Annotated in this window: 26 protein-coding genes; 10 read left to right on the plus strand and 16 right to left on the minus strand. The window is 64.2% G+C overall.

Annotated features, from left to right (window positions below):
• Positions 1–55: 55 nt before the first annotated feature.
• Entirely contained in the window at positions 56–961 is a 906-nt protein-coding gene (gene metF / locus ACFOKF_RS13720) for a methylenetetrahydrofolate reductase (protein WP_380796285.1), read from the minus strand.
• Positions 958–1,929, minus strand: a complete 972-nt coding sequence (locus ACFOKF_RS13725) for an ArsR/SmtB family transcription factor (protein WP_380796287.1) — start codon at positions 1,927–1,929, stop codon at positions 958–960. The genes metF and ACFOKF_RS13725 overlap by 4 nt, the downstream gene beginning before the upstream one ends.
• On the opposite strand from ACFOKF_RS13725, the gene ACFOKF_RS13730 reads away from it, so the two are divergent.
• From ACFOKF_RS13730 to ACFOKF_RS13740, 3 genes are all read left to right on the plus strand, one after another.
• On the plus strand, positions 1,910–2,161 hold the full coding sequence (locus tag ACFOKF_RS13730) for a hypothetical protein (protein WP_380796288.1): 252 nt from the start codon (positions 1,910–1,912) through the stop codon (positions 2,159–2,161). The genes ACFOKF_RS13725 and ACFOKF_RS13730 overlap by 20 nt on opposite strands.
• Positions 2,158–2,373 (plus strand): circumsporozoite protein, encoded by a 216-nt coding sequence (locus tag ACFOKF_RS13735; RefSeq protein WP_093013587.1) that lies wholly within the window; start codon positions 2,158–2,160, stop codon positions 2,371–2,373. The genes ACFOKF_RS13730 and ACFOKF_RS13735 overlap by 4 nt, the downstream gene beginning before the upstream one ends.
• Before the next feature lie 93 nt (positions 2,374–2,466).
• Positions 2,467–2,715, plus strand: a complete 249-nt coding sequence (locus ACFOKF_RS13740) for a hypothetical protein (protein ID WP_380796289.1) — start codon at positions 2,467–2,469, stop codon at positions 2,713–2,715.
• A gap of 52 nt (positions 2,716–2,767) precedes the next feature.
• On the opposite strand, the gene ACFOKF_RS13745 is transcribed toward ACFOKF_RS13740, so the two are convergent.
• Positions 2,768–3,175 (minus strand): glycine zipper 2TM domain-containing protein, encoded by a 408-nt coding sequence (locus ACFOKF_RS13745; protein ID WP_380796291.1) that lies wholly within the window; start codon positions 3,173–3,175, stop codon positions 2,768–2,770.
• A 262-nt stretch (positions 3,176–3,437) separates the two neighbouring features.
• Here ACFOKF_RS13745 and ACFOKF_RS13750 point away from each other — a divergent pair, with 262 nt between their 5' ends.
• On the plus strand, positions 3,438–4,442 hold the full coding sequence (locus tag ACFOKF_RS13750; protein WP_380796292.1) for an esterase-like activity of phytase family protein: 1,005 nt from the start codon (positions 3,438–3,440) through the stop codon (positions 4,440–4,442).
• Positions 4,443–4,567: 125 nt separating this feature from the next.
• On the opposite strand, the gene ykgO is transcribed toward ACFOKF_RS13750, so the two are convergent.
• A complete protein-coding gene (ykgO, locus tag ACFOKF_RS13755; protein WP_004210176.1) occupies positions 4,568–4,693 on the minus strand; it encodes a type B 50S ribosomal protein L36 in 126 nt (41 codons plus the stop codon).
• Between the two features lie 210 nt (positions 4,694–4,903).
• Here ykgO and ACFOKF_RS13760 point away from each other — a divergent pair, with 210 nt between their 5' ends.
• On the plus strand, positions 4,904–5,521 hold the full coding sequence (locus tag ACFOKF_RS13760) for a hypothetical protein (RefSeq protein ID WP_380797809.1): 618 nt from the start codon (positions 4,904–4,906) through the stop codon (positions 5,519–5,521).
• Positions 5,518–6,648 (plus strand): M14 family metallopeptidase, encoded by a 1,131-nt coding sequence (locus ACFOKF_RS13765; protein WP_380796294.1) that lies wholly within the window; start codon positions 5,518–5,520, stop codon positions 6,646–6,648. The genes ACFOKF_RS13760 and ACFOKF_RS13765 overlap by 4 nt, the downstream gene beginning before the upstream one ends.
• A gap of 55 nt (positions 6,649–6,703) precedes the next feature.
• Here the strand turns inward: ACFOKF_RS13765 and ACFOKF_RS13770 are convergent, their stop codons facing one another.
• Together ACFOKF_RS13770 and ACFOKF_RS13775 are read right to left on the minus strand one after the other, a co-directional pair.
• On the minus strand, positions 6,704–6,982 hold the full coding sequence (locus ACFOKF_RS13770) for a DUF2218 domain-containing protein (protein WP_380796295.1): 279 nt from the start codon (positions 6,980–6,982) through the stop codon (positions 6,704–6,706).
• Position 6,983: 1 nt separating this feature from the next.
• Complete coding sequence (locus tag ACFOKF_RS13775; RefSeq protein ID WP_380796296.1) at positions 6,984–7,616, minus strand: PadR family transcriptional regulator; 633 nt, start codon at positions 7,614–7,616, stop codon at positions 6,984–6,986.
• A gap of 177 nt (positions 7,617–7,793) precedes the next feature.
• On the opposite strand from ACFOKF_RS13775, the gene ACFOKF_RS13780 reads away from it, so the two are divergent.
• On the plus strand, positions 7,794–9,983 hold the full coding sequence (locus tag ACFOKF_RS13780) for a TonB-dependent receptor (protein WP_380796298.1): 2,190 nt from the start codon (positions 7,794–7,796) through the stop codon (positions 9,981–9,983).
• 39 nt (positions 9,984–10,022) lie between these two features.
• Here the strand turns inward: ACFOKF_RS13780 and ACFOKF_RS13785 are convergent, their stop codons facing one another.
• The 4 genes from ACFOKF_RS13785 to ACFOKF_RS13800 all read right to left on the minus strand — a co-directional run bounded on the left by ACFOKF_RS13785 (position 10,023) and on the right by ACFOKF_RS13800 (position 13,494).
• Positions 10,023–11,264 (minus strand): threonine synthase, encoded by a 1,242-nt coding sequence (locus tag ACFOKF_RS13785; protein WP_380796300.1) that lies wholly within the window; start codon positions 11,262–11,264, stop codon positions 10,023–10,025.
• A 94-nt stretch (positions 11,265–11,358) separates the two neighbouring features.
• Positions 11,359–11,913, minus strand: coding sequence for a nucleotide exchange factor GrpE (grpE, locus tag ACFOKF_RS13790; protein WP_380796302.1), 555 nt, complete (start codon positions 11,911–11,913; stop codon positions 11,359–11,361).
• Positions 11,910–12,953, minus strand: coding sequence for a heat-inducible transcriptional repressor HrcA (gene hrcA / locus ACFOKF_RS13795; protein WP_380796304.1), 1,044 nt, complete (start codon positions 12,951–12,953; stop codon positions 11,910–11,912). The genes grpE and hrcA overlap by 4 nt, the downstream gene beginning before the upstream one ends.
• A 31-nt stretch (positions 12,954–12,984) precedes the next feature.
• The gene (locus ACFOKF_RS13800; RefSeq protein ID WP_380796305.1) at positions 12,985–13,494 is read right to left on the minus strand and encodes a DUF6438 domain-containing protein; all 510 of its coding nucleotides are present in this window, start codon (positions 13,492–13,494) and stop codon (positions 12,985–12,987) included.
• A 133-nt stretch (positions 13,495–13,627) separates the two neighbouring features.
• On the opposite strand from ACFOKF_RS13800, the gene rph reads away from it, so the two are divergent.
• Positions 13,628–14,344, plus strand: a complete 717-nt coding sequence (gene rph / locus ACFOKF_RS13805; protein WP_093083901.1) for a ribonuclease PH — start codon at positions 13,628–13,630, stop codon at positions 14,342–14,344.
• Between the two features lie 96 nt (positions 14,345–14,440).
• The gene (gene rdgB, locus ACFOKF_RS13810; RefSeq protein WP_380796307.1) at positions 14,441–15,070 is read left to right on the plus strand and encodes an RdgB/HAM1 family non-canonical purine NTP pyrophosphatase; all 630 of its coding nucleotides are present in this window, start codon (positions 14,441–14,443) and stop codon (positions 15,068–15,070) included.
• Between the two features lie 246 nt (positions 15,071–15,316).
• Here rdgB and ACFOKF_RS13815 read toward each other — a convergent pair whose 3' ends face one another.
• Both ACFOKF_RS13815 and ACFOKF_RS13820 read right to left on the minus strand, forming a co-directional pair.
• Positions 15,317–16,069 (minus strand): hypothetical protein, encoded by a 753-nt coding sequence (locus ACFOKF_RS13815; RefSeq protein WP_380796308.1) that lies wholly within the window; start codon positions 16,067–16,069, stop codon positions 15,317–15,319.
• Positions 16,070–16,130: 61 nt separating this feature from the next.
• Positions 16,131–16,868 (minus strand): CAP domain-containing protein, encoded by a 738-nt coding sequence (locus ACFOKF_RS13820; RefSeq protein WP_380796309.1) that lies wholly within the window; start codon positions 16,866–16,868, stop codon positions 16,131–16,133.
• Between ACFOKF_RS13820 and hemW the strand changes: the two genes are divergently transcribed.
• Entirely contained in the window at positions 16,867–18,042 is a 1,176-nt protein-coding gene (gene hemW, locus ACFOKF_RS13825; protein WP_380796311.1) for a radical SAM family heme chaperone HemW, read from the plus strand. The genes ACFOKF_RS13820 and hemW overlap by 2 nt on opposite strands.
• Here hemW and ACFOKF_RS13830 read toward each other — a convergent pair.
• The 4 genes from ACFOKF_RS13830 to ACFOKF_RS13845 form a co-directional block, all read right to left on the minus strand.
• On the minus strand, positions 18,039–19,709 hold the full coding sequence (locus ACFOKF_RS13830) for a M56 family metallopeptidase (protein WP_380796312.1): 1,671 nt from the start codon (positions 19,707–19,709) through the stop codon (positions 18,039–18,041). The genes hemW and ACFOKF_RS13830 overlap by 4 nt on opposite strands.
• Positions 19,706–20,074 (minus strand): BlaI/MecI/CopY family transcriptional regulator, encoded by a 369-nt coding sequence (locus ACFOKF_RS13835; protein WP_380796314.1) that lies wholly within the window; start codon positions 20,072–20,074, stop codon positions 19,706–19,708. Before ACFOKF_RS13835 ends, ACFOKF_RS13830 begins: the two co-directional genes overlap by 4 nt.
• A 650-nt stretch (positions 20,075–20,724) precedes the next feature.
• Positions 20,725–20,919, minus strand: a complete 195-nt coding sequence (locus tag ACFOKF_RS13840) for a hypothetical protein (protein WP_066863839.1) — start codon at positions 20,917–20,919, stop codon at positions 20,725–20,727.
• 31 nt (positions 20,920–20,950) lie between these two features.
• Positions 20,951–21,889, minus strand: coding sequence for a right-handed parallel beta-helix repeat-containing protein (locus ACFOKF_RS13845; RefSeq protein WP_380797810.1), 939 nt, complete (start codon positions 21,887–21,889; stop codon positions 20,951–20,953).
• Positions 21,890–21,941: the final 52 nt, after the last annotated feature.

The following is a 21,941-nucleotide window of genomic DNA, read 5'->3' on the forward strand; positions in this document are numbered from 1 at the left end:
CCCTCGCGCTACCGGTTCTCGACAAGCTCGAACCGAACGGAGGGGGTGTCCAATCTTAAGCGTCTACCGCCACCTTGGGCCTTAAACCCAGCAGATGACAGATGGCATAGCTATGTTCCGCCCGGTTGAGCGTGTAGAAATGGAAATCGCGCACGCCGCCTTCATACAGCTTGCGGCACAGTTCCGCAGCGATCGTCGCCGACACCAGTTGCCGCGCGGAAGGGTGATCGTCCAGCCCTTCGAACAGGCGGCCCATCCATTGCGGCACATCCGTATTGCACATGGCGGCCATGCGCTGGGTCGCGGCGAAATTGCCCACCGGCATGATGCCCGGCACGATGTCCGCGCTGATGCCCGCCGCCAGCACCTTGTCCATGAAGCGGAAATAGGTTTCGGGCGCGAAGAAGAATTGCGTGATCGCGCGGGTCGCCCCGGCGTCCAGCTTGCGCTTCAGATTGTCGAGATCGCTCTGCGCGCTCGCGGCTTCGGGATGAACTTCCGGGTAGGCGGAAACGGAAATCTCGAACGGATGGCGCTGCATCAGCCCTTCGACCAGATCGGCCGCGCCGGTGTAGCCATCGGGATGCGGTTCGAACGTCCCGCCCGCTTCGGGTGGATCGCCGCGCAGGGCGACGATGTGGCGCACGCCTGCTTCCCAATAGGCATCGGCAATCTCGCCAATCTCGGCCTTGCTCGCGGCAACGCAGGTCAGGTGCGCGGCGGCGGCCAGCGGCGTTTCCTTGGCAATGCGCGCGACCGTATTATGGGTGCGTTCGCGCGTGGAACCGCCCGCGCCATAGGTGACGGACACGAATTTGGGCGCCAGCGGCGTCAGCGTCTCGATCGCGGACCAGAGCTGCGCCTCCATCTTCTCGGTCTTGGGCGGGAAGAATTCGAAGCTGACCTGGCAGTCGCCGGCCAGATCCGCATAAAGAGGGGTGGCGGGATCGTTCAGGGTCATGCGGAAATCCGTTCGTCGATGGGCAGGATGCGCGCCGTCCTGCGGCGCCCCAGCCAGAGTTGTACCGTCAGTTCCTGTCCGGGCAGCGTCTCCACCCGTTCCAGCGCCAGCCCCGCCGCAGCGAACCAGCTGTCCATTTGCTCGTCGGAAAAGCCGAGCCGCGCATGCTGATCGCGCGTGCGCAATTCTTCCCGTTCATGCGCGGCGAAATCGACGATCAACACCCGGCCGTCGTTGCGCGTCACCCGCGCGGCCTCGGCAATGACAGCCTCGGGCGCCTGCGCATAATGCAGCACCTGATGCAGCACCACCGTATCGGCGCTGTCCCGCTCCAGCGGCAAATCCAGAAAATCGCCCAGCAGCAGCGCATATTTGTCGCCAGCGTCCGGCGGCAGCTTGGTGCGCGCTAGACGGAGCATGTCCGGGCTGCGGTCCAGCGCGGTCACATGCGCGGCCGCATCGCCGAACAATTCGATGATCCGCCCGGTCCCGGTGCCGATGTCCAGCAGATGGCCGATCGGCTCGCGCGCCAGCAGCGCCCGCATCGCCGCTTCCACTTCGGCTTCGGCGACATGGAGCGACCGGATCGCGTCCCATTGTTCGGCATGTTCGGCAAAATAGGCTTCGGCCGCGCGCGCCCGGTCCGCGCGAACCGCCGCCAGCCGGGCAAGGTCCGCCGCCTGCCACAACGCTTCGCCGTCGGACGGCTCCAGACGATCGAACAGGGTCAGGAACGGCGCAACGCCGGCATCGCGGCCCAGCCGCAGAAACACCCAATTGCCTTCCTTGCGCCGATCGACCAGACCCGCCTCTGCAAGAATACGGACATGGCGCGACACGCGCGGCTGGCTCTGCCCCACGACCTGCGCGATTTCACCCACAGCCAGTTCCATCGCCCGCAGCAAATGGATGATGCGCAGCCGTGTCGGGTCGCCCAAGGCCCGGAAAATGTCGAGTGCCGCATGCATGGATGCGTCATATAAAGAAATCTTTATATACGTCAATGCCAGTGAATTTTCCGTGCATTTTTCGTCCATGATCCAGCAAAATGGCGGCGGCGCGGCCTTGCAGCTCTATGAATGGGATTGCCTTGCCCTTTCCAAAGCATTAGGAATCAACGGGCAGGCGCAATGGGGGGTGAGCTTTTCTCCGAGAGTGGTCTGCATTTTGTTTTTCTCAGAGAGGGGTTTTAACCCATGACCAAGTCGATTGCTCTTTCGCTCGTTCTCGCTGCTTCGCTCGGCCTGGCTGCTTGCTCGGGTGGCCATGAAAACGCCGCCAACAACGCTGCCAACGCCGCCGAGAACGCTTCGAACGCTGCCGACAACGCCATGAACGCTGCGCTGAACGCCGCCGACAACGCCGCCAACGCTGCGTCGAACGCGACCAACAACGCCGCGAACGCGATGTAATTTTCGCTTTACGCGAAAAAATTTCGAAAGGGGTCGCACCGGCAACGGCGCGGCCCTTTTCTTTTTGGCCCCGGCCCATTGGAGCATCGATCGATGACACGCATCCGCCTGTCCCTGCCACTGATTGCGGCGCTGGCGCTGGGCGCCTGCGGATCGGGGGATCAGGATGGCGTGGGTGGCGTCAGCGCAGGCGAAGCCAGGGCGCTGAACGAAGTGGCCGCGCGGCTGGATGCCCAGGCAGGCGCGGCACAAACGGATGCGCCAGCGCTAAATCCCGCCGCGACCACCGCTGTCCGAGCCGACCGGAACCGGATTGCGCCCCGGCCCCAAGGCCAGCCATGAAAAAAGGCCGCCCCGTGCGGAACGGCCTTTCCAGATCGGCATATTTGCCAGCTTAGCAGTTGCGATCAATCGCGCGGCCGGCCAGCGCACCCACGCCAGCACCGATGATCGCGCCGGTCGTGCCGTCGCCACGGCGGCCATAGCGGCCCGAACCCTTGCCGACTTCATTGCCCAACAGGCCGCCGGCGATCGCGCCGATGATGGTGCCGCCCGTGCCGTTATCCCGGCAGCGATAACCGCCGCGATAACCGCGATAGCCATTGTTGCGATAATAGCCGTCGCCACGGTAGCCGCGATAATAATCGCCGCGATAGCCGCGGTCATAACCGCCCCGGTAATAGTCGCCGCGATCGTAACCGCGATAATGGTCGCGCGCCATCGCCGGGGTGGCGGTGACGGCCAGCGATGCAGCGCCCATGGCCAGGGCCGCACCCATATTCACAAGAAACTTCATCTTCATGGCTTTGCTCCTCAATTGCCATCCTCTTGGGCGGCCGCTGAAAAGAACGGGATTGCCCATCGATTGACGCCGTTATGCCGGAGTCGATTTGAGCCAAGCCTGAATGGGGGTGACAGCCGCCGTTCAGACGCGATCAGCCGGCCACAATCCTGCTACATCCTGCCGAATATTCCTACAGGCCGACCTAAGCGTCTGTTTTTACCCGTTCTGCGTCCTGCCAGCTGATTTCCCCCTGCCCTGCGAATGTTCTATGGCGGGGAAGATGCAGCGAATCCTGATCGTCCTTGCCCTTGCGATTTTGCTGTTGCCGGCGCCCCATCCCAGCAAGCCGAAGGACGTGCGCGCCGGGGCTCTGCTCGTCACAGCGCGCGCGCTGCCGCTCAGCAGCGTCGATCCTGCGCTGCGGCGAGTGGGCGCTCTCGACTATCTGGGCGGATGGTCGTTGGAAAGCGACAATCCCGGATTTGGCGGCATATCCGCGCTGATCGCAACGCCACAGGGCGATGTGCTGGGCCTTAGCGATTCAGGCATATTGACGGGCTTTCATGTCGGCATGGGAGAAGCGCGCCGCCGCCCCTTCATCGCCCCGCTGCCGGTGCGCAGACAGGACCGGTTCCGCCCCTGGTGGTCATGGGATTCAGAATCGCTGACACATGACCCGGCAACGGACCGCTATTGGGTCGGCTTCGAACTGTTACAGGCGATCTGTCGCTATGGCCCCGGCTTTGCCCGGGTCGAAGCATGCCGCACCTGGCCGGAAATCATGGCCTGGCCCAAGACCGGATCGATCGAATCGCTCGCCCGCCTGCCCGACGGACGCTTCATCGTGATTGGCGAAATGGGCATGACGCAGGACGGGAAGCATGACAGCCTGCTCTTTGCCGGCGATCCGGCGGAACAGGACACCCCTGCCCCCATCCACATGCGCTATACGCCACCCAAAGGTTATCGGCCAACCGATGCGGTGGCGATCGACAGCCGCCATCTGCTGGTGCTCAATCGTCGACTGACGCTGGAGGATCTGTTCACCGCGACCATCGCCATCGTCGATCTGCCCGCGCGCATGACGCCGGGAACGGACTTGAAATCCCGCACGATCGCCCGACTTGCTCCACCCCTATTGGCCGACAATTTCGAAGGCCTGGCCGTGACGCGCGAACCGGGACGCACGATCATCTGGGTCGTATCGGACGATAATCACGAATTTTTCCAGCGCACATTGCTGCTGAAATTTGGCCTGCCAAACAGATTGCTGGAGGCAAGCTGAAGTCTCAGGCCCCGCGCATGGCGGACCTCGTCAGATTGCCTTGCAGAAACGCAGAAAGCGCCCGATCATCGACCGGGCGCTTACCGCTGTATCAAGACCTGTTCCCGCAGGAACAGCGCCTGCTTTTAGCCCTGGCGGGCCTTGAAGCGACGGTTGGTCTTGTTGATGACGTAGGTACGGCCGCGACGACGGATCACGCGGTTGTCCCGGTGGCGTCCCTTGAGCGACTTGAGCGAGTTGCGGATCTTCATGGCTATCGGCCTTTGATGAATCTGAATGTGGTCGAAAATCGAAGCGCAGCCCCTATGGGTGGAACGGCCCGGAGTCAAGGGCGCTCGACTCTCTTTTGCGCTCCGTTCATCCTTTATGCAGCAAGGGGATGGCTACAGGCGTTGGGAGGATTTACAGCCTCCGCGCCGTGTATTGCGTGAATGCCCCCTGGAGTCTCCCCCATGTCGAACATGTCGAAGCGCCTGATCCTCGCCGCCGCCCTCGCCCTTCCCCTGGCCGCCTGCGCGACCGCCGTGCCGCCGGTGGAGGTGACGCGCTTCCATGTCGAAAACCCGGCGCGATCGGGCAGCATCGCGGTCGAGGAAATGCCCGGCAACCCCGACATCAGCCTGGAATTTCGCACCTATGCGACCGCCGTGTCGCAGGAGTTCCAGCGGGTCGGCTTCACCGCAGCACAGGCCAATGCGCCAAGCGATTATGTCGCACTGGTCAGCTTCCGCCGCAGCTTCCGCCCGTCGGGCGTCGACCGCAGCAGCGACAAGCCGGTGAGCGTGGAAGTAGGCGGCGGGCTGGGTAGCGGCGGCGGCCGCCGGGGCGGCACATTCGGCGGCCTGGGCGTGGGCGTGGGCATCAACCTGTCGGGCAAGCCAAAGGACATCGTGACCACCGAACTCCATGTCCAGCTGCGCCGCCGCGCCGATTCGACCGCCGTGTGGGAAGGCCGCGCCACCACCGAGGCGCGTCAGGGCACGCCCGCCGCGCAACCGGGTCTGGCCGCGCAGAAACTCGCTGCCGCCCTCATCGGGGGCTATCCGGGTGAATCGGGGCGCACTATAACGGTCAAATGACCATCAGCATTTCCAGCGGCTTCGACAGCGGCAATATTCGCACCCTTTCCATCACCGACACTCCCGCCGGCGCCCGCGCCGAGCTGGAGATCGTGACGGATCATCAGAGCGACTTTTATCAGTGGTTCCATTTCCGCCTGGCCAATGCGGCCGGGCGCGAGGTGGAACTGGCGATCGTCAATGGCGGCGCGTCGGCCTATCCCGACGGCTGGCCGGGTTATAGCGCGCGGGTAAGCGAAGACCGCGAAAACTGGTATCTGGCCGACACCAGCTATGACAATGGCACGCTGACCATTCGCCTGACGCCCGACAGCAATGCGGTGTGGATCGCCTATTTCGCGCCCTATTCGATGGAGCGCCATCATGACCTGATCGCCTGGGCGGCGAGCCAGTCGGGCGTTGCCCATCGCGAACTGGGCCTGACGCTGGACGGTCAGCCGATGGACATGCTGACGATCGGCGACGGCCCCAAGCAGGTGTGGCTCTACGCCCGCCAGCATCCGGGCGAATCGATGGCCGAATGGTGGATGGAAGGCGCGCTGGAGCGGCTGTGCGACGAACAGGATCCGGTCGCCCGACTGCTGCGACAGAAAGCGACGATCCACCTCGTCCCCAATATGAACCCGGACGGCAGTCGTCGCGGCCATCTGCGCACCAATGCGGTGGGCGTGAACCTGAACCGCGAATGGCATGAGCCATCGGCGGACAAGAGCCCCGAAGTGCTGATGGTGCGCAATGCGATGGATGCCACCGGCGTCGATTTCGCCATGGACGTGCATGGCGACGAGGCGATCCCGGCCGTCTTCATCGCCGGGTTTGACGGCATCCCGTCGATCACCGCGAAGCAGAGCGAGCTGTATCACCGCTATCGCGACACGCTGGCGGCGCGCACGCCCGATTTCCAGACGCGGCTGGGCTATCCCGTCGCGGCGGCCGGCAAGGCGAACCTGTCCATGTCGACCAATCAGGTCGCCGAACGCTTTGGTGCGGTCGCGATGACGCTGGAAATGCCGTTCAAGGACAATGATGACCTGCCCGACGCCGATTATGGCTGGTCGCCGGCCCGGTCGATCCAGCTGGCCAAGGATTGCCTGGCCGTGCTGGCGGAGATGATCGAGGATATTTGAGGCAAATCACCCCACCTCCGTTCACTTCGCGCGAACGGAGGTGGGGTGAAGAGCATCACTTCCAGTCGAAGGGCAGCGGCGCCTCACGGAAGGCGAAACGGTCGAGATGATCGGCGACCACCTGCTTGAACCGCTCGATGTCGGCCCCTTCGTCCGGCTCCAGCGTCACCACCAGAGCCTCCGGCGTCGCCGCCATGCGGATCGGCCCCATGGGAAAGGCGATGACACCCTGTTCGGGGGTGAAATCCGTTTCGAACTTGTGGCTCCAATGCTTGCAGAGCTGCTGAAGATAGCGGCTCCCGCTGGTGGTCGGCACGGTTGCGGTCAGGGTCATATTACAGCCTTTCGATCTTGTTGACGGCTTCGTCGATCAGGGCGGCGACGTCGAACATGGTCTGGTTATCGGCCCCTTCCTTTTCAAGGCGTTGCTGAATGGCGAAGCGCAGATTGTGCATCGCGCGACGCACTGGCCCGCCATCGACCCGCTCGGCCTTGCGCGCCAGATGGGACAGGCGCTCCAGCGCCATGTCCAGCGCCTCCCGACGCTCGTCGATCAGCGCCCTGCCGGCGTCGGTAATGGCGAAGCGCTTGCGGCTGCCGCCGCCCGGCTGTTCGGCAATCAGGTCCATTTCCGACAACAGGGTCAGCGTCGGATACACGACGCCCGGGCTGGGCGCATAGGCTTCGCCCGACAGCGCCTCGATCGCGCGGATCAGTTCATAGCCATGGCGCGGTTCGTCCGCGATCAGCTTGAGCAGGATCAGCCGCAGCGCATCATTATCGAACAGCCGCCGCCGACCGCCGCCGCCACGACCACCTCTGCCGCCGCCGCGCAGGCCATCGTCACCAAAGGGATCGCCGCCGAACGGGCCACCGCGGCCACGCCCAAAACCATCGGGAAAAGCGAAGCGGCCATGCCCGTGATGATGGCCGCCATGGCGGCCGTGAAAATTATGGGGGAAACGCATTATGTGCTCTTTCATATGTGTCATGATGTTTTTCGATATATCTTAAAAGCGTGCGGCGTCAAGAGTTGCGATATATCTTATTTGTCATTCCCGTTTCATCGTGCCCGCGCAGAACGGGATTGTTATTGCGATCGATTATCGGTAGCAAGCCTGCCAAATTGGAATTTGGGGGTCATCATGCTTCGTTTCGACACCAGTCTCACCACCGCGACGGCGCTTTGCGCGATCGTCTTTGCCACCGCATCGCCGGCCATGGCGCAACAGATCGATTCGGCTCCGCAAGATGGAGATAGCGGCCCGATCGTCGTCACCGCCGCCCGCACCCTATTGCCGCCAAGTGCGCTGCCGCTGACCATCGACCTGATCGACAAGCAGACGTTGGATCAGCAAATCGCCATTTCCGGCTCCGTCACCGACGCCGTTTCCACCCTGACGCCCAGCTTTTCGCCAACGCGCGGCAAATTGTCGGGCGCGGGCGAAACGCTGCGCGGACGATCGCCGCTCTACGCCATCAACGGCATTCCTCAGTCGACCCCGCTGCGCGACGGCAGCCGCGACGGCTTCACCATCGATGGCTTCTTCATCGACCGTGTCGAGCTGATTTACGGCTCCAACGCCTTGCAGGGCATTGGCGGCACTGGCGGCATCGTCAATCAGGTGACGGTCGGCGCGCCCAAGGAAGAGGGCGTCAGCGGCCGGGTGCTGGTGCAGGGATCGGCCAGCGACCGTTTCGACGGCGACGGCTTTGGCGGCAAGGCGGCCGGGCTGGTCCAGTATAAAGCGGGGGATTTCGACGCCACCGTCGGCGCCTCCTACGAAAAGCGCGGCGCTTTCTACGATGCGCGCAACCGCCGCATCGGCATCAACCTGACGCAGGGGGAGACGCAGGCGTCGCAGACCACTGATTTCTTCGCGCGACTGGGTTACGCCGTCGGCGACACCGGCCGGCTCGACCTGATCCTCAATCGCTATGAGTTGAAGGGCGATGGCGACTATGTGCCGCGCGCCGGCAGCCGCGCCAACGGCTTGCCGACAACCGCCGTCAAGGGCGACGCGCCCGGCACGCCCGGATCGAACCGCGTCGAAAGCGCCTCCCTCTCCTACATCGACAGCGACGTGGCTGGCGGCAATCTCGTCACCCAATTGTTCTTCAACCGCAGCCGCGACATTTTCGGCGGCGAATTTGCCGCGATCGCGACCTTCCAGGACCCCAGCATCGCGCCGGTCGGCACCTTGTTCGATCAGTCGCAGAACCGGTCGCGCAAGATTGGTGGCAAGATCAGCTATGAACGCGCCCTTCCCGGTTTCGAGGCGCTGACGACCACGGTCGGCCTGGACGTCCTGTTCGACAAGACCGAACAGCGACTGATGGTCACGGATCGCGTCTGGGTGCCGCCCAGCGATTTCCGCTCCATCGCCCCCTTCGCGCAGGCGAACCTCAAGATCGCCGACGGATTGCTGCGCGTGGCGGGCGGCGCGCGCTGGGAAAATGTGCAAGTGAAGATCGCCGATTTCCACACCCTCGCCTCCACCACCGCGCCCAATTATGGCGGCGTCGATGTCGACGGCGGCAAGCCCAAATTCTCCGACGCGCTGCTGAACGGCGGCGTCATTCTGGAGCCGCTCAAGGGCATCCGCGCCTATGCCAGCTATGCCGAGGGCTTCACCATGCCCGATGTCGGCCGCGTCACCCGGTCGATCGGCGTCGCCGGCGTCAACCTCGACGATTATCTCGACATCAGCCCGATCGTCTCCAACAACCGCGAAATCGGGCTGGAGGTGAAGCGCGGCCCGATCGATGCCAGTGCCACCTATTTCTGGTCGTCCAGCGACAAGGGCCAGATTTTGATCGCACAAGGCGACGGCATCTTCACCGTGCAGCGCCAGCGGGTCGAGATCGAAGGACTGGAGATCAATCTGGGCGTACAGACGCCGCTACCGGGCCTCAAACTGTCCACCGGCTATGCCCATATCAAGGGCCGCTATGACAGCGACAGCGCCAATCCCGACGGCATCGTCGATACCGATCTGGACGGCACCAACATCTCGCCCGATCGCCTGAACGTCGCCGCCAATTACAGCAGCGGCCCCTTCTCGGCCCGGTTGCAGAGCCAATTTTATCTGGCGCGCAATTTCCATGGCAAGGCGAACCCGGATCGGCGCAATAATTTCGGCGGCTATAATGTCACCGACGCCTATCTGCGGTATGACACGGCATCAATGGGCGGCGTCTATCTCAGCGTCCAGAATCTGTTCGATAAATTCTATATCGACTATAATAGCGACACGCGCCTGCCCAACGACAATCTGGCCTTCTTCGCCGGGCGCGGGCGGCTCTTTACTCTGGGTTGGGACTATCGCTTCTAACGGCGAATGGGCGGGTTCAGGCCCGCCCATCCCGTGTCTTCAGAGCGACGCGAAATCGATCGGCGCGTGCCGGTCGAGCGTGCGGCTTTGATCCTCCAGCGGATATTTGAGACCGCTGGCGCAGTTGAACAGCACCGCCCGTTCGTCGCGACCGATCAGTCCTTCGTCGAGCGCGCGCTGATAGGCCGCCAGCGTCGCCCCACCTTCCGGACAGAGCAGCAGCCCGTCGTCGCGCGCCACATCACGCACCGCCGCCGCGATCGCCGCGTCCGACACCGCCAGCGCCGCGCCGCCGCTTTCCCGCACCGCGCGCAGGATCAGGAAGTCGCCCACCGCCTTCGGCACGCGAATGCCCATGGCGATGGTCTGCGCATCCTCCCAGCGTTCGGCAAATTCCACGCCCTGCTCGAACGCGCGGACCATCGGCGCGCAGCCTTCGGCCTGCACCGCAAACATCTTGGGCCGCTTCGACCCGATGAAGCCGACCTTCTCCAGCTCATCGAACGCCTTCCACATGCCGATGAGGCCGGTGCCGCCGCCGGTGGGATAGAAGATCGCGTCGGGCAATTCCCAGCCAAGCTGCTCGGCCAGTTCCAACCCCATCGTCTTCTTGCCCTCGATCCGGTAGGGTTCTTTGAGCGTCGAAAAGTCGAACCAGCCGCGTTCCTTGGTGCCCTGCCCCACGATGGCCCCGCAATCATCGATATAGCCGTTGACGCGATAGACCCGCGCGCCCTGCGCCGCGATTTCGCGCACATTCACTTCGGGCGTGTCGGCCGGGCAGAAGATCACCGATTCCATGCCCGCCACAGCGGCATAGGCGGCCAGCGCAGCACCGGCATTGCCGTTGGTCGGCATCGCCACCTGCGTCACGCCCAGTTCCTTGGCCATGGAAACCGCCATGACCAGCCCGCGCGCCTTGAACGATGCGGTCGGCAACCGCCCCTCATCCTTGGCCAGCAGATGCGCGCCGCCCAGCCGCTGCGCGGTGCGCGGCAGCGGAATGAGCGGCGTCGCATTTTCGCCCAGGCTGACGATGTTGGAGGTTTGCCGCACCGGCAACAATTCGCGCCAGCGCCACAGGTCCATCGGCCGCGCGGCTAGGGCTTCCTTGGTCAGCGTGGCCCGCACGCCATCCAGATCATAGCGCACCAGCAGCGGCTTGCCCGCCGCCGACAGCCCATGCAGTCGATCCGCTTCATAATGCTCGCCGGTCAGCGAACATTCGAGATGGGTTACGAAGGTGGGACGGTCGGTGGTGAGGTTGAGGTCGTGGCGCATGAAAATCCCGTTCGTTCCAGGCCTGTCTTTTTCCCGTCCCTCTCAAAAGAAGGAACAGGGCTTCGACAGGCTCAGCCCGAACGGGTTGAGAAGATTAGTCCGGCTTCTTCGCCACGCTGACCATGGCGGGGCGCAGCAGGCGGTCCTTGATCATGTAGCCGGCCTGCATTTCGACCAGCACGGTGCCCGGTTCGGCATCGGCCGACGGGAGTTCCATCACCGCCTGATGCTTGTTCGGGTCGAGCGGCTGGCCGACCGATTCCAGCTTGGTCACGCCGTTGCGGCCGAACACGCTTTCCAGTTCGCGGCCGGTCGCTTCCAGCCCGACGACCAGGCTCTTGAACTTGTCATCCTCGCGCAGGTCGGCGGGGATGGCCGCCAGCGCGCGGCTCAGATTGTCGGCCACCGACAATATGTCGCGGGCGAAGGCGGTCGACGCATAGGCGCGCGCGTCCGCCAGTTCCTTTTCCAGTCGGCGACGCACATTCTGCGTGTCGGCATGGGCGTAGAGAATATCCTGCCTGGCGGTGGCGAGTTCCGCCTCCAGCGCGGCGATCTTCTCGGCAACGGGGTCTGCTGCGGGCGCGGCATCCTCGGGCAACGCATCCACGACTTCTGTGTTTTCGATAGTGTCTTTGTTTTCGCTCATCTCATCAATCTCGATAGCGTCTGTGCTGTGAAATCCACCATGGGGATCACCCGCGCATAGTTCAAGCGTGTGGGGCCGATCACGCCGACCACGCCGACGACCCGGCCGTCCGCTCCCCGGTAGGGCGCGGCTATGACCGAAGAACCCGACAGGGAAAAGAGCTTGTTTTCCGAGCCGATGAAGATTTTGGTCGCGCTGCCCGCCAATGCGCCGCGCAGCAGGTCCAATATTTCCTGCTTGCCCTCCAGCTGCTCCAGCAATTGCCGGGCGCGCTCCAGATCGGCGGCGGCACTGTCGTCCAGCAGATGCGACTGGCCGCGCACGATCAGCACCGGGCGATCGTCCGCATCATGCGACCAGATGGCCAGGCCCCGCGCCGCCAGATCGCGCGCGCTGTTGTCGAGCGCGTGGCGCTCCAGTTCCATCTCCCGCGCCAGCGCCTCACCCGCCTGTCGCAAGGTCAGGCCGCCAAAGCGCGCCGACATGAAATTGGCCGCTTCGTTGAGCGCGATCGGGCTGACCCCTTCGGGCAAGTCCAGCACGCGATTTTCCACCGACCCGTCCTGCCCCACCAGCACGGCCAGCGCCTGCCGCGCGTTCAGCGGTACAAAACCGAACTGCCGCAACACCGGCTCGCGCTTGGGCACCATGACGATGCCGGCGCAGGCCGAAAGACCGGAAAGTGTCGCGGTGGCGGCGGACAGGGCTTCCTCGATCGGGCCGTTTTCCACAATCCCCGCCTCGATCGCGCGCCGTTCCTCAGGCGATGGCTCGGCCGCCTGCATCATGCCGTCGACGAACAGGCGCAGCCCCGTTTCGGTCGGCATGCGCCCGGCCGAGGTATGCGGCGCGGCGAGCAGGCCCAGTTCCTCCAGATCCTGCATGACGTTGCGGATCGAGGCCGGCGACAGGCTCAAGGACGCCATCTTGCTGATGGTGCGCGATCCCACGGGCAGACCCGTTCCCAGATAGCTTTCCACCACCAGGCGAAACACGTCGCGCGCGCGATCATTCAGTTCGGAGATGGGCGTGATCGACATAATGTCTATCTAGGCAAGAGCGCGCATAGGCTCAAGGCGCGACCGCCTTGGGATTGAGCATATGCTGGACGTCGAGGATCTTGGGCACCGAAGCGATCGCCACGCGCAGCTTGCCATATTGCGGGTCCATGCAGCCCGACTGATAGTCCAGCCGCGTCGTCGCCTGCCCCGGACGGGTCCATTCGACGCTGTAGCTCGGCATATCGGTGGCGAAACGCTCGCAATTCTTGCCATGGGTGATGGTCTGCGTCGTCCCCGCCGCCGGGCGATGCGGGGCCAGGGTCGCGACCAGTTTGCGATATTGCGCCCGCGTCACGGTGAAGCGCGTCGGCCCGGGCACCGATGTATAGCGTTCCGGCGTCAGCAGCCCTGCCCCATCGGGCGACACCTGCACCGTATAGGTCGGGCACGCGCCAAAGCAGCGCCCGGCGGTAAAGCGGATCACGTCCCCCGGCGCCTTGGGCGGTTCCAGCCCTTCCTGCTCTGCCATACACCCCGCCAGCGCGAACAGCGCGGCCAGACCCAAGATTTTTATCGTCATAACGCCTCTTATCGTCCAATTCCCGCGCTGGACACTGGCAAGTGTCGTCTTCGGACGCTAAGCGCCGCTTTAAGTGCGCTGTCTGGCGCATTGGCGGCCATTCCCGCCACCTGACCGTTTTCGGAGAAATATTATGCGTCCTTCCGGCCGCGCGCCCGACCAGATGCGCGACATCACCATGGAACCCGGTTTCACCATCCACGCGGAAGGTTCGTGCCTCGTCAGCTTCGGCGACACGCGCGTCCTCTGCACCGCCTCCATCGAGGAAAAGGTGCCTCCCTTCCTGCGCGGCAAGGGGTCGGGCTGGGTCACGGCTGAATATGGCATGCTGCCCCGCGCCACTCATACCCGCGGCAGCCGTGAAGCGGCCAAGGGCAAGCAGTCGGGCCGCACCCAGGAAATCCAGCGCCTGATCGGCCGCTCGCTGCGCACGATCGTCGACCTGAAGAAGCTGGGCGAGCGCCAAATCGTGGTCGACTGCGACGTGATCCAGGCCGATGGCGGCACCCGCACCGCTGCCATTTCGGGCAGCTGGGTCGCGCTGCGCATCGCCGTCGACAAGCTGCTGGCTTCCGGCGCGCTGACCGAAGACCCGATCATCCAGAAGGTCGCGGCGATCAGCTGCGGCATCTACAACGGCACCCCCGTCCTCGACCTCGATTATGCCGAGGACAGCAATGCCGAGACGGACGCCAACCTGATCCTGACCGGCGACGGCAAGTTCGCCGAAGTGCAGGCGACGGCCGAAGGCGCCGCCTATGACGAGGAAGAGCTGCTCCGCCTGCTCCGCCTCGCCCGCATCGGCTGCGCGAAGATTTTCGCGGCGCAGGATGTGGCGACGGGTCGCTAATTTATATCCGTTCGCTTCGAGCGAAGTCGAGAAGCGGATAGCGCATTTGTGCGTTTCTCGACTACGCTCGAAACGAACGGCACAGGGTAGTGAAAAATGAGCGACGAATTCGGACAGGAACAGGCGATCCGCAAGCTGAAGCCCGGCAAGCTGGTGATCGCCAGCCATAATGCCGGCAAGGTGCGGGAAATCGCCGCTTTGCTCGGCCCCTATGGGATCGAGCCGATTTCCGCCGGGTCGCTCGACCTGCCTGAGCCGGAAGAGACCGGCACCACCTTCATCGCCAATGCCGAATTGAAGGCGATGCAGGCCGCAGACCTGTCTGGCCTGCCCGCGCTGGCCGACGATAGCGGCCTGTGCGTCGAGGCGCTGAACGGCGATCCGGGCCTCTTCTCCGCCCGCTGGGCCGGTCCCACCAAGGATTTCGGCATGGCGATGCAAAAAGTGTGGGACGGCGTGGAAGCCAAGGGGCCGGATGCCGGCCATGGGGCCCATTTCATCTGCGCCCTCGCCCTCGCCTGGCCCGACGGCCATGTCGAAGCCTTCGAAGGCCGCGTCGATGGCCTGCTCGTCTGGCCGCCGCGCGGGCAGAATGGCTTTGGCTATGACGCGATGTTCCAGCCGCTGGGCCATGACATCAGCTTCGGCGAGATGGACCCGGACGCCAAGCACGCCATGAGCCACCGCGCCGATGCCTTCGCGCAACTGGTAAAGGCGGTTTTCTAGGCGATGTGGGCAGCGTCATCCCTCCTCTCTGCCTGACAATGGCTATGCGGGAGTCATGCCTGCCTGTCCTACAGGATGGATTTCCGTGACGCTATAATCGGTTCCTTCGATTGTCAGCAATAAGACGCGCTGCAAGCAGCTTCGCTTCGGCACAGCAAAAGCGACATAAAGCGACAAATCCGCACGCATTTTGCGGTGCTTTTGTCGCTTTATCGTCAGAGCAACGCGATCAGAAGTCCATGCCGCCTACCATCCCGGCGCAGCCTTCAACTGCGCCGAATCGATATGCCAGCGCAATTGCGCCGGCGACGCGCCATCCACGCCATTGACGCGGCGGACGACATAGTCGCCGACGAAGCGCTGGCGCGTGCCATCCTGTAACTGCGCATCGACCGCTACCGGCACCGTCTGATAAACGGATCCTGCGCCAGCATCGCCCGGCTCCAGCCTGCCGATCGTCACCCGCGTCGACCGGGTCTGCATAAAGCCAGCCTCGAACTGCGCCAGCGTCTGGCCGGGGCGTCCATCCTCGCCCCACTGGCTCCAGGCCGTGACATAGTCACGCGCGTTGATGGCGGAATAATAGCGCGACACGACCGCAGCGGCCGCCTCCATGCTCCTGGGCGCGGGCGTGCATCCGGGCATCGGATCGCCCTTCCCGTCGAACAGGGCGCAACTGCGCGCAATCTCATCCTCGATCATCGCGCAGCTATTTGCGACATTGCAGGGCGGCCGGGTGGCCGGCGAGACATTGCGACAAATCGCCGCCCGCTTTTGCGCCGCCGCCGATCCAATGTCCGCCACGCAGGACAGAGGCTGGCTATCCGACGCTGGCAGCGCAGCCGGTGTTGTCGCGGCTGGAAGCGCGACAGTGGCGGATGCGACCGCATTGGCGGCCGCACCCTTGCCGGGACTATCCGTCGCTTTGGGTTGCGGCGGTGCGCCACAGCCGGTCAGACCGATCAGCAGGCAGCTTGCGGCTATGTGCCGGACAGACATGGCATTCTCCTTCATCACAACAGGAAGAATGCCGATGGTCGCCGGAAATATCCGCCTGGGCCTATTTCGCGGCGCTCGCCACGACGGTTTCAGCAACCGGCAGCGGCGTTACCGCCGGGGTCGACGGCAGCGGCAGCGGCTCATCGACGTCGAGCGGCCCCTTCCCAAAGGCGTTGCCCGCCGGGAAATAGCGGCAGACCAGATAATCATATTGCGCGCCTTCGCCCAGCGCGCAGCCGACCTGCTTCGTGCCGCGCCAGATCATCTGGGTGTAATGGCCGACATCCTGCCAGCGGCCGGTGCTGCTGAGATTGGGCAGCTTGCCTTCGACCCGAAACAGCTTGCGCTCGTCCAGAAAGGCTTCGATCATTACCTGATAGCCATAGAGGCGATGCGGCCCCATCCAGAGATTTTCGCCGCTGGGGATCGTCCGGCCGCCGCGCGGCGAATGACGGAACAGGCCGGTTTGCGCCATTTCGGCGGCATAGCGCGCCGCGTCTGCGGCCAGCGCGTCGTCCCACTCCAGCACCGGCACGCCCAGCGCCGTCCGCTCGCCATTATGCAGGTTCAGCACGATGGCGCGCAGCAGATCAGGCCCGCGCGGCGCCTCCTCCATGCCATAATAGGCTGCCGGCATGACGACGCTTGCCGCGACCGCGGCGGCCGGCCCGGCAGGCGCCGTCGCAGCCTCCGGTTCGGCTGCTGCTGCAACGCTGCTCGCCAGCAGCGCCAAGGCCGCCAATGTCTGCGCAGACCATAGCCGCGCACGCAAAAAGTCTCTAGAGCCGCCCCCAGCCATGGCCTCTTTACCCCCCGCATCTCCGCCGCCCCCCGGCGACGCGCAAGCCTTATACATTCATTGGCCCTTTTGCGTATCGAAATGTCCCTATTGCGATTTTAACAGTCATGTCCGCGACAGCGTGGATACGGACGCATGGCAGGCGGCGCTGCTGGCCGACATGGCGCATGAAGCCGCACTGACCGGAGGACGCCCGCTCTCCTCCATCTTCTTCGGTGGCGGCACCCCGTCACTGATGCCGCCCAGGCTGGTCGAGGCGCTGTTGGCGGCCGCGGAACGGCATTGGGGCTTCACCCCGGACATGGAGATCACGCTGGAAGCCAACCCCAATTCGGTCGAGGCGGCGCGTTTTGCCGACATTGCCGCTGCCGGGGTCAATCGCGTGTCGCTCGGCCTTCAGGCGCTGGACAATGAAGCGCTCCATTTCCTGGGCCGCGCGCATGATGTGGACGAAGGACTTGCGGCGCTGGCGACGGCGCAATCCGTGTTCGGCCGGGTCAGCTTCGACCTGATCTATGCCCGTCCCGATCAGAGCGAGGCCGACTGGGAAGCGGAACTGGCCCGCGCCCTTTCCTTCGGCACCGGGCATCTCTCGCTCTACCAACTCACGATCGAACCGGGGACGCGCTTTGCGACGCTGGTGGCGCAGGGCAAGCTGACGCCAGCCGACCCGGACCATGGCGCCACCCTCTATGAACTGACGCAGGCGATGACGGGTGCGGCGGGCATTCCCGCCTATGAAATCAGCAATCATGCCCGGCCGGGACAGGAAAGCCGGCATAACCTGACTTACTGGCGCTATGGCGACTACGCCGGGATCGGGCCGGGTGCGCATGGTCGGCGCGGCGGCATGGCGACGATGCGGCACAAGAAGCCGGAAAACTGGATGGGGGCGGTGGCGCGAAATGGCCATGGCATGCAGAGCGAGGATGCGCTGATCCCAGAGGATCGCGCGCGAGAGGCGCTGCTGATGGGATTGCGGCTGGGCGAAGGCGTGGACCTTTCGCGCATTGCCGCCTTGTCAGGAGTCCGGGCCGACCGGCTGGTTGATGAAAGGGCGATTGCGCAACTGACCAATCTGGGCCTCATCCGCCTGACCGGCGCGCATTTGCAGGTGGCGCCGGCCGGGATGTTGTTGCTGGATGCGATCCTGCCAGAGGTGGTGGCGATTTAGGGTTGTTCGCTGCGCAATTCGGCAATGGACTGGTCGATTTCGCGCAGCGCCTCGGCGCGGGCTTCTGCGGGCATGCTGCCATTGGCCGCAATCTGGGCGCGGGCGGAACGCAGCCCATTGATCGCGGCGACATGGGCGGTGCGGGCGATGCGATCGGCGCGGGCCGCATCCATGTCAGCCTGACGGGCTGCACGATCGGCCTGGCGTTCCGCGCGTTGCGCCGCGATCTCCGCCTGCCATTCCGCCTGACGCGCCGCGCGTTCCGCCTGTTGCCCGGCGCGTTCGGCCGCGCGTTCTATGCCGGCCTTGCAGATGCGGACACGAATGTGGCGACGGCCATTGGCATCCACCGTTTCGCTGCGGGTCGTACTCTGCTTGCCAGCGTCGCAGCCTTCGCGCACATCCACCACCGGCACCATGCGGGCGATGTCTGCTTCGGTCGGGATGCGATGCGTTTCCACCCGGCCGTCGGCATGGGTTACGGTGATGCGGCCCTTTTCGCTCCGCACGGTGACGGGTGGCATCGGCGGAACGGGCGGAACCGGGGCGATAATGTCGGCAGCCGGCGGAACGGAGGCAAGCGGCGTCGGCGGAGCGGGAGGCGGCGCCACGTCCGCCACGGGATCAGCCGCAGGCACGGCCGGGACAGCGGGCACAGCGGCGATGGCGGGAATGCTGGCCTGCGCCGGCTGGGCGACCAGATCGGTCAGGCGGGCGAAGTCCGCTCCCTCCATCTTGTCGGTGATTGCCGCCATTTGCTGCGCGGCGCGGCTGCCCGATGCGGTGAGCGCCAGACCGGTGGCGGTGACGAGTGCGACGGCGGCCATGCCCCAGCTGATACGGCGGAGCGACATGTCATGATTGGACAGCATTTTCAGCCTCCCCTTAAGAGCGTTGATGCGGGTAAGATGGCAGGCGGCGGCAAATTGGCGGCCACCGGCGGCCTTCAATATGGCGCGGCCATAGGCATGGGCCTGATCCCGGCCGTAAAGCGACAGGACACGCGCATCGCAGGCGGTTTCCTGATCGGCGCGATAGGCGCGATAGGCGATCCAGGCGACCGGATTGCACCAGTGCACCGCCAGCAACAGCAGAGCGATCATGTTCGCGGTCAGATCGCCACGTTCATGATGCGCCCGTTCATGGGCGATCGCCATATCCTGTTCCTGCGCATCATAGCGCAGGGCGAAATCGGCAGGCAGAACGATGAAGGGCCGGAAGATGCCAAAGGCCAGCGGTCCCGACGCCTGCGGACTGGTGATGATGCGGATGCGCCCTTCTTCCCCGATCGGCGTCATGCCGCGCAGCATATGGCGGCGAAAACGGACATAGCCCACCGCCTGCACGATCAGGAAGGCGACCATGCCGATGAACCAGACCGCAATGCCGATTTCCAGCCAGGGCATGGACGGGGCGGCGGCCTCCATCGGCGCGGCGGCGGGCATGGCCAGCAGATCAGCCAGCCCCGCCTGATCCACCGCCTGATGCAGCGGCGAAGGATCAAGCTCTTCCGGCAGCGCCGGCATCAGCATGCGGGCCAGCGGCAGCGCCCAGAGCATATAGGCCGCCCCCGCCCCCAGCCAGCGAGCCACCGGGCGGCGCAGCATCATCACCAGCGCCATCAGCAATGTCGTGGCGATCAGAGTTTCGGCGATCCAGACGCTCATGATTTCAGCCCTTTCAGGATTTCCTCAAGCTCGGCGATATCGTCCGCCGTCAATTGATCCTGGCTCGCCAGCTGGGCGACCAGCGGCGACACCCGGCCGCCGAACAGACGGTTCACCAGCCGGCCTGATTCGCCCGCGACATAATCTTCCCGCGCCACCAGCGGGCGGTAGAGGAAACGGCGGCCATCCTGATCGGCGGCGATCACATCCTTGGCCATTAAACGGGACAGCAAAGTCTTGACGGTCTGGAGGCTCCAGTCGCGGCCGGCGGCCACACGATCGGCAACATCATTGGCGGTCTGCGGCGCGGCTTCCCACAGCGCCTCCATCACCACCAGTTCTGCTTCGCTGATCTTCTCGCTCACCTGTCTTCACCCGACTCAATCATCTATCAACCACAACTGTAGTTGCACCGATTACAGATGTAGTCAATAGCGGTCCGCAACGATGGAGCGGTTACGTCAGATGATGGAAAAAGATTGCCCAGGGATGACATGCCTAAGCCCGCACCCGCCCTACGTCCGAAACACTGGGCGGATCCGCTATAACCAAACCATCTAATGAAGGCGACGATTATCTGTCCGCGCTGTCTTGTACTTGCAGCCTAGACAGAACGTCCGAAACGGCGCGCGGCTCTGGCCCGAAAGGTCACGCCGAAGCGTTTGATTTTGACAACCGATCAGATCGGAATATCACACAATCAGGCACCCACATGTCCCGATGCAAAATCCCCGGAACCGACGTCCGAAACGCCTGTGGGCTGCATCGTTCATATCGCAGGAACGACAATGAAGCAATCCGTTCAGCCGAGGGCTCGCTACAGCCGCAATTGTCGGAAATGCTTACAAAGTTTGCCGACTGCTTGGCAGCGTTAACCTTTGCATCTCGCAGTATCGCGCAAGTGGGCCATTCTGGCATGGCAATTGCGTCATAATCGGCATTCCCACCGTTCAACTACCGGGGGATGCAGGCGGCCTCCGCTGCGCATCCCCCACCCGGTGGCGGCCTGCGATAATCAGCCCTCGATCAGGTCCAGATAGGCGACGACGTCGTTGTCCGTTGCCAGAAACAGGCCATCCTGCACTTCGGCAGGCTGCTGTTCGGCGACATGCAACGCCTGGCTCAAAGGGCCATACATGATGGTCATAGCCGCCCCGTCATCGCCCAGATGATAGAGGCGCACTGTCGCGCTGTCATAAGTGGTTCGCATGGGCCGATCCTATCAGATCGGCGCGGCCAAGTCAGCGCCGATCCTTGACCTTCATGGATGGCGCCAGTTCGTTCGCGCCGATCTTCACCGGATCATCGGTGAAATTGGCGACGAATGTGGAGCCGCGCGCCAGTCCAGGCACGAAGCCAGCCTTGTTGCCCTCAATCACCAGTCCGGCGCTCGAATGTTCGCGGCCCTCCGGCGCGACGGTGATGAAGGCGGACCAGTTATCTTTGTCCTTGCCCTGCACCATGTCATTGCCGCTGATCGTGCCGCTCGCGCCGTTGGACAGATCGATCATATAATTGGTCAGCTTGCCACCACTGTCGTCGAAACTGTTGCCGCTGATGGCGACGCGCGCGGTGCGGGTTTTCAGATAATGGCCGCCATCGCCCTGATCGAAGCGGCTGTTGGTGACGGACAGGCTGGCGAGCCGTCCGATATAGACGCCATGCGCGCAATCGAGATCCCGGTCGCAGCGGCCCAGATGGCGGAAGGTGGACTTGTCGATCACCACCTGCCCGCCGTCATAATCGCCAGTGAGGATGCCTTCCTCGCTATTGCGGAACAGGCTGTTGCGCACGGTCAGATTGCCGCTTTCCAGCCGGATGCCAGCCCCATTGCCGTCCGGCACGCGGATGTTCTGAAAGATGATGCCCTCGACCGTGCTAGCCCGGCCGCGCAGCACCAAAGCGCCCTTCCCTTCGCACGGCACACCATCGAAGATCGCGGTGCCGGGGGTGGCCGCGCGGATGGTGACGTCGCCGCCCTGCTGCACGCCGCATTGATGATAAGTGCCGGGCGCCACGATCACCGTGCCGCGCCGGTCGCCGATTGCGGCGAGCGCGTCACCGATGGAGGCATAGCTCTGCCCGGTTTCCGCAATGGTGAAGGGCGCCGTCCCACCCTGCGCAACCGCAGTCGAAGCGATGGCGGCGGAGGCGAGCAGGATGGTGGGAAGGATGCGCATACCCGTCACGATAGGCCCAGACCTCGCCTGCGCCAACCACCCTATCCGCCGC

It is taken from the genome of Sphingobium rhizovicinum (genome assembly GCF_042647625.1).
Taxonomy (GTDB): Bacteria; Pseudomonadota; Alphaproteobacteria; order Sphingomonadales; family Sphingomonadaceae; genus Sphingobium; species Sphingobium rhizovicinum.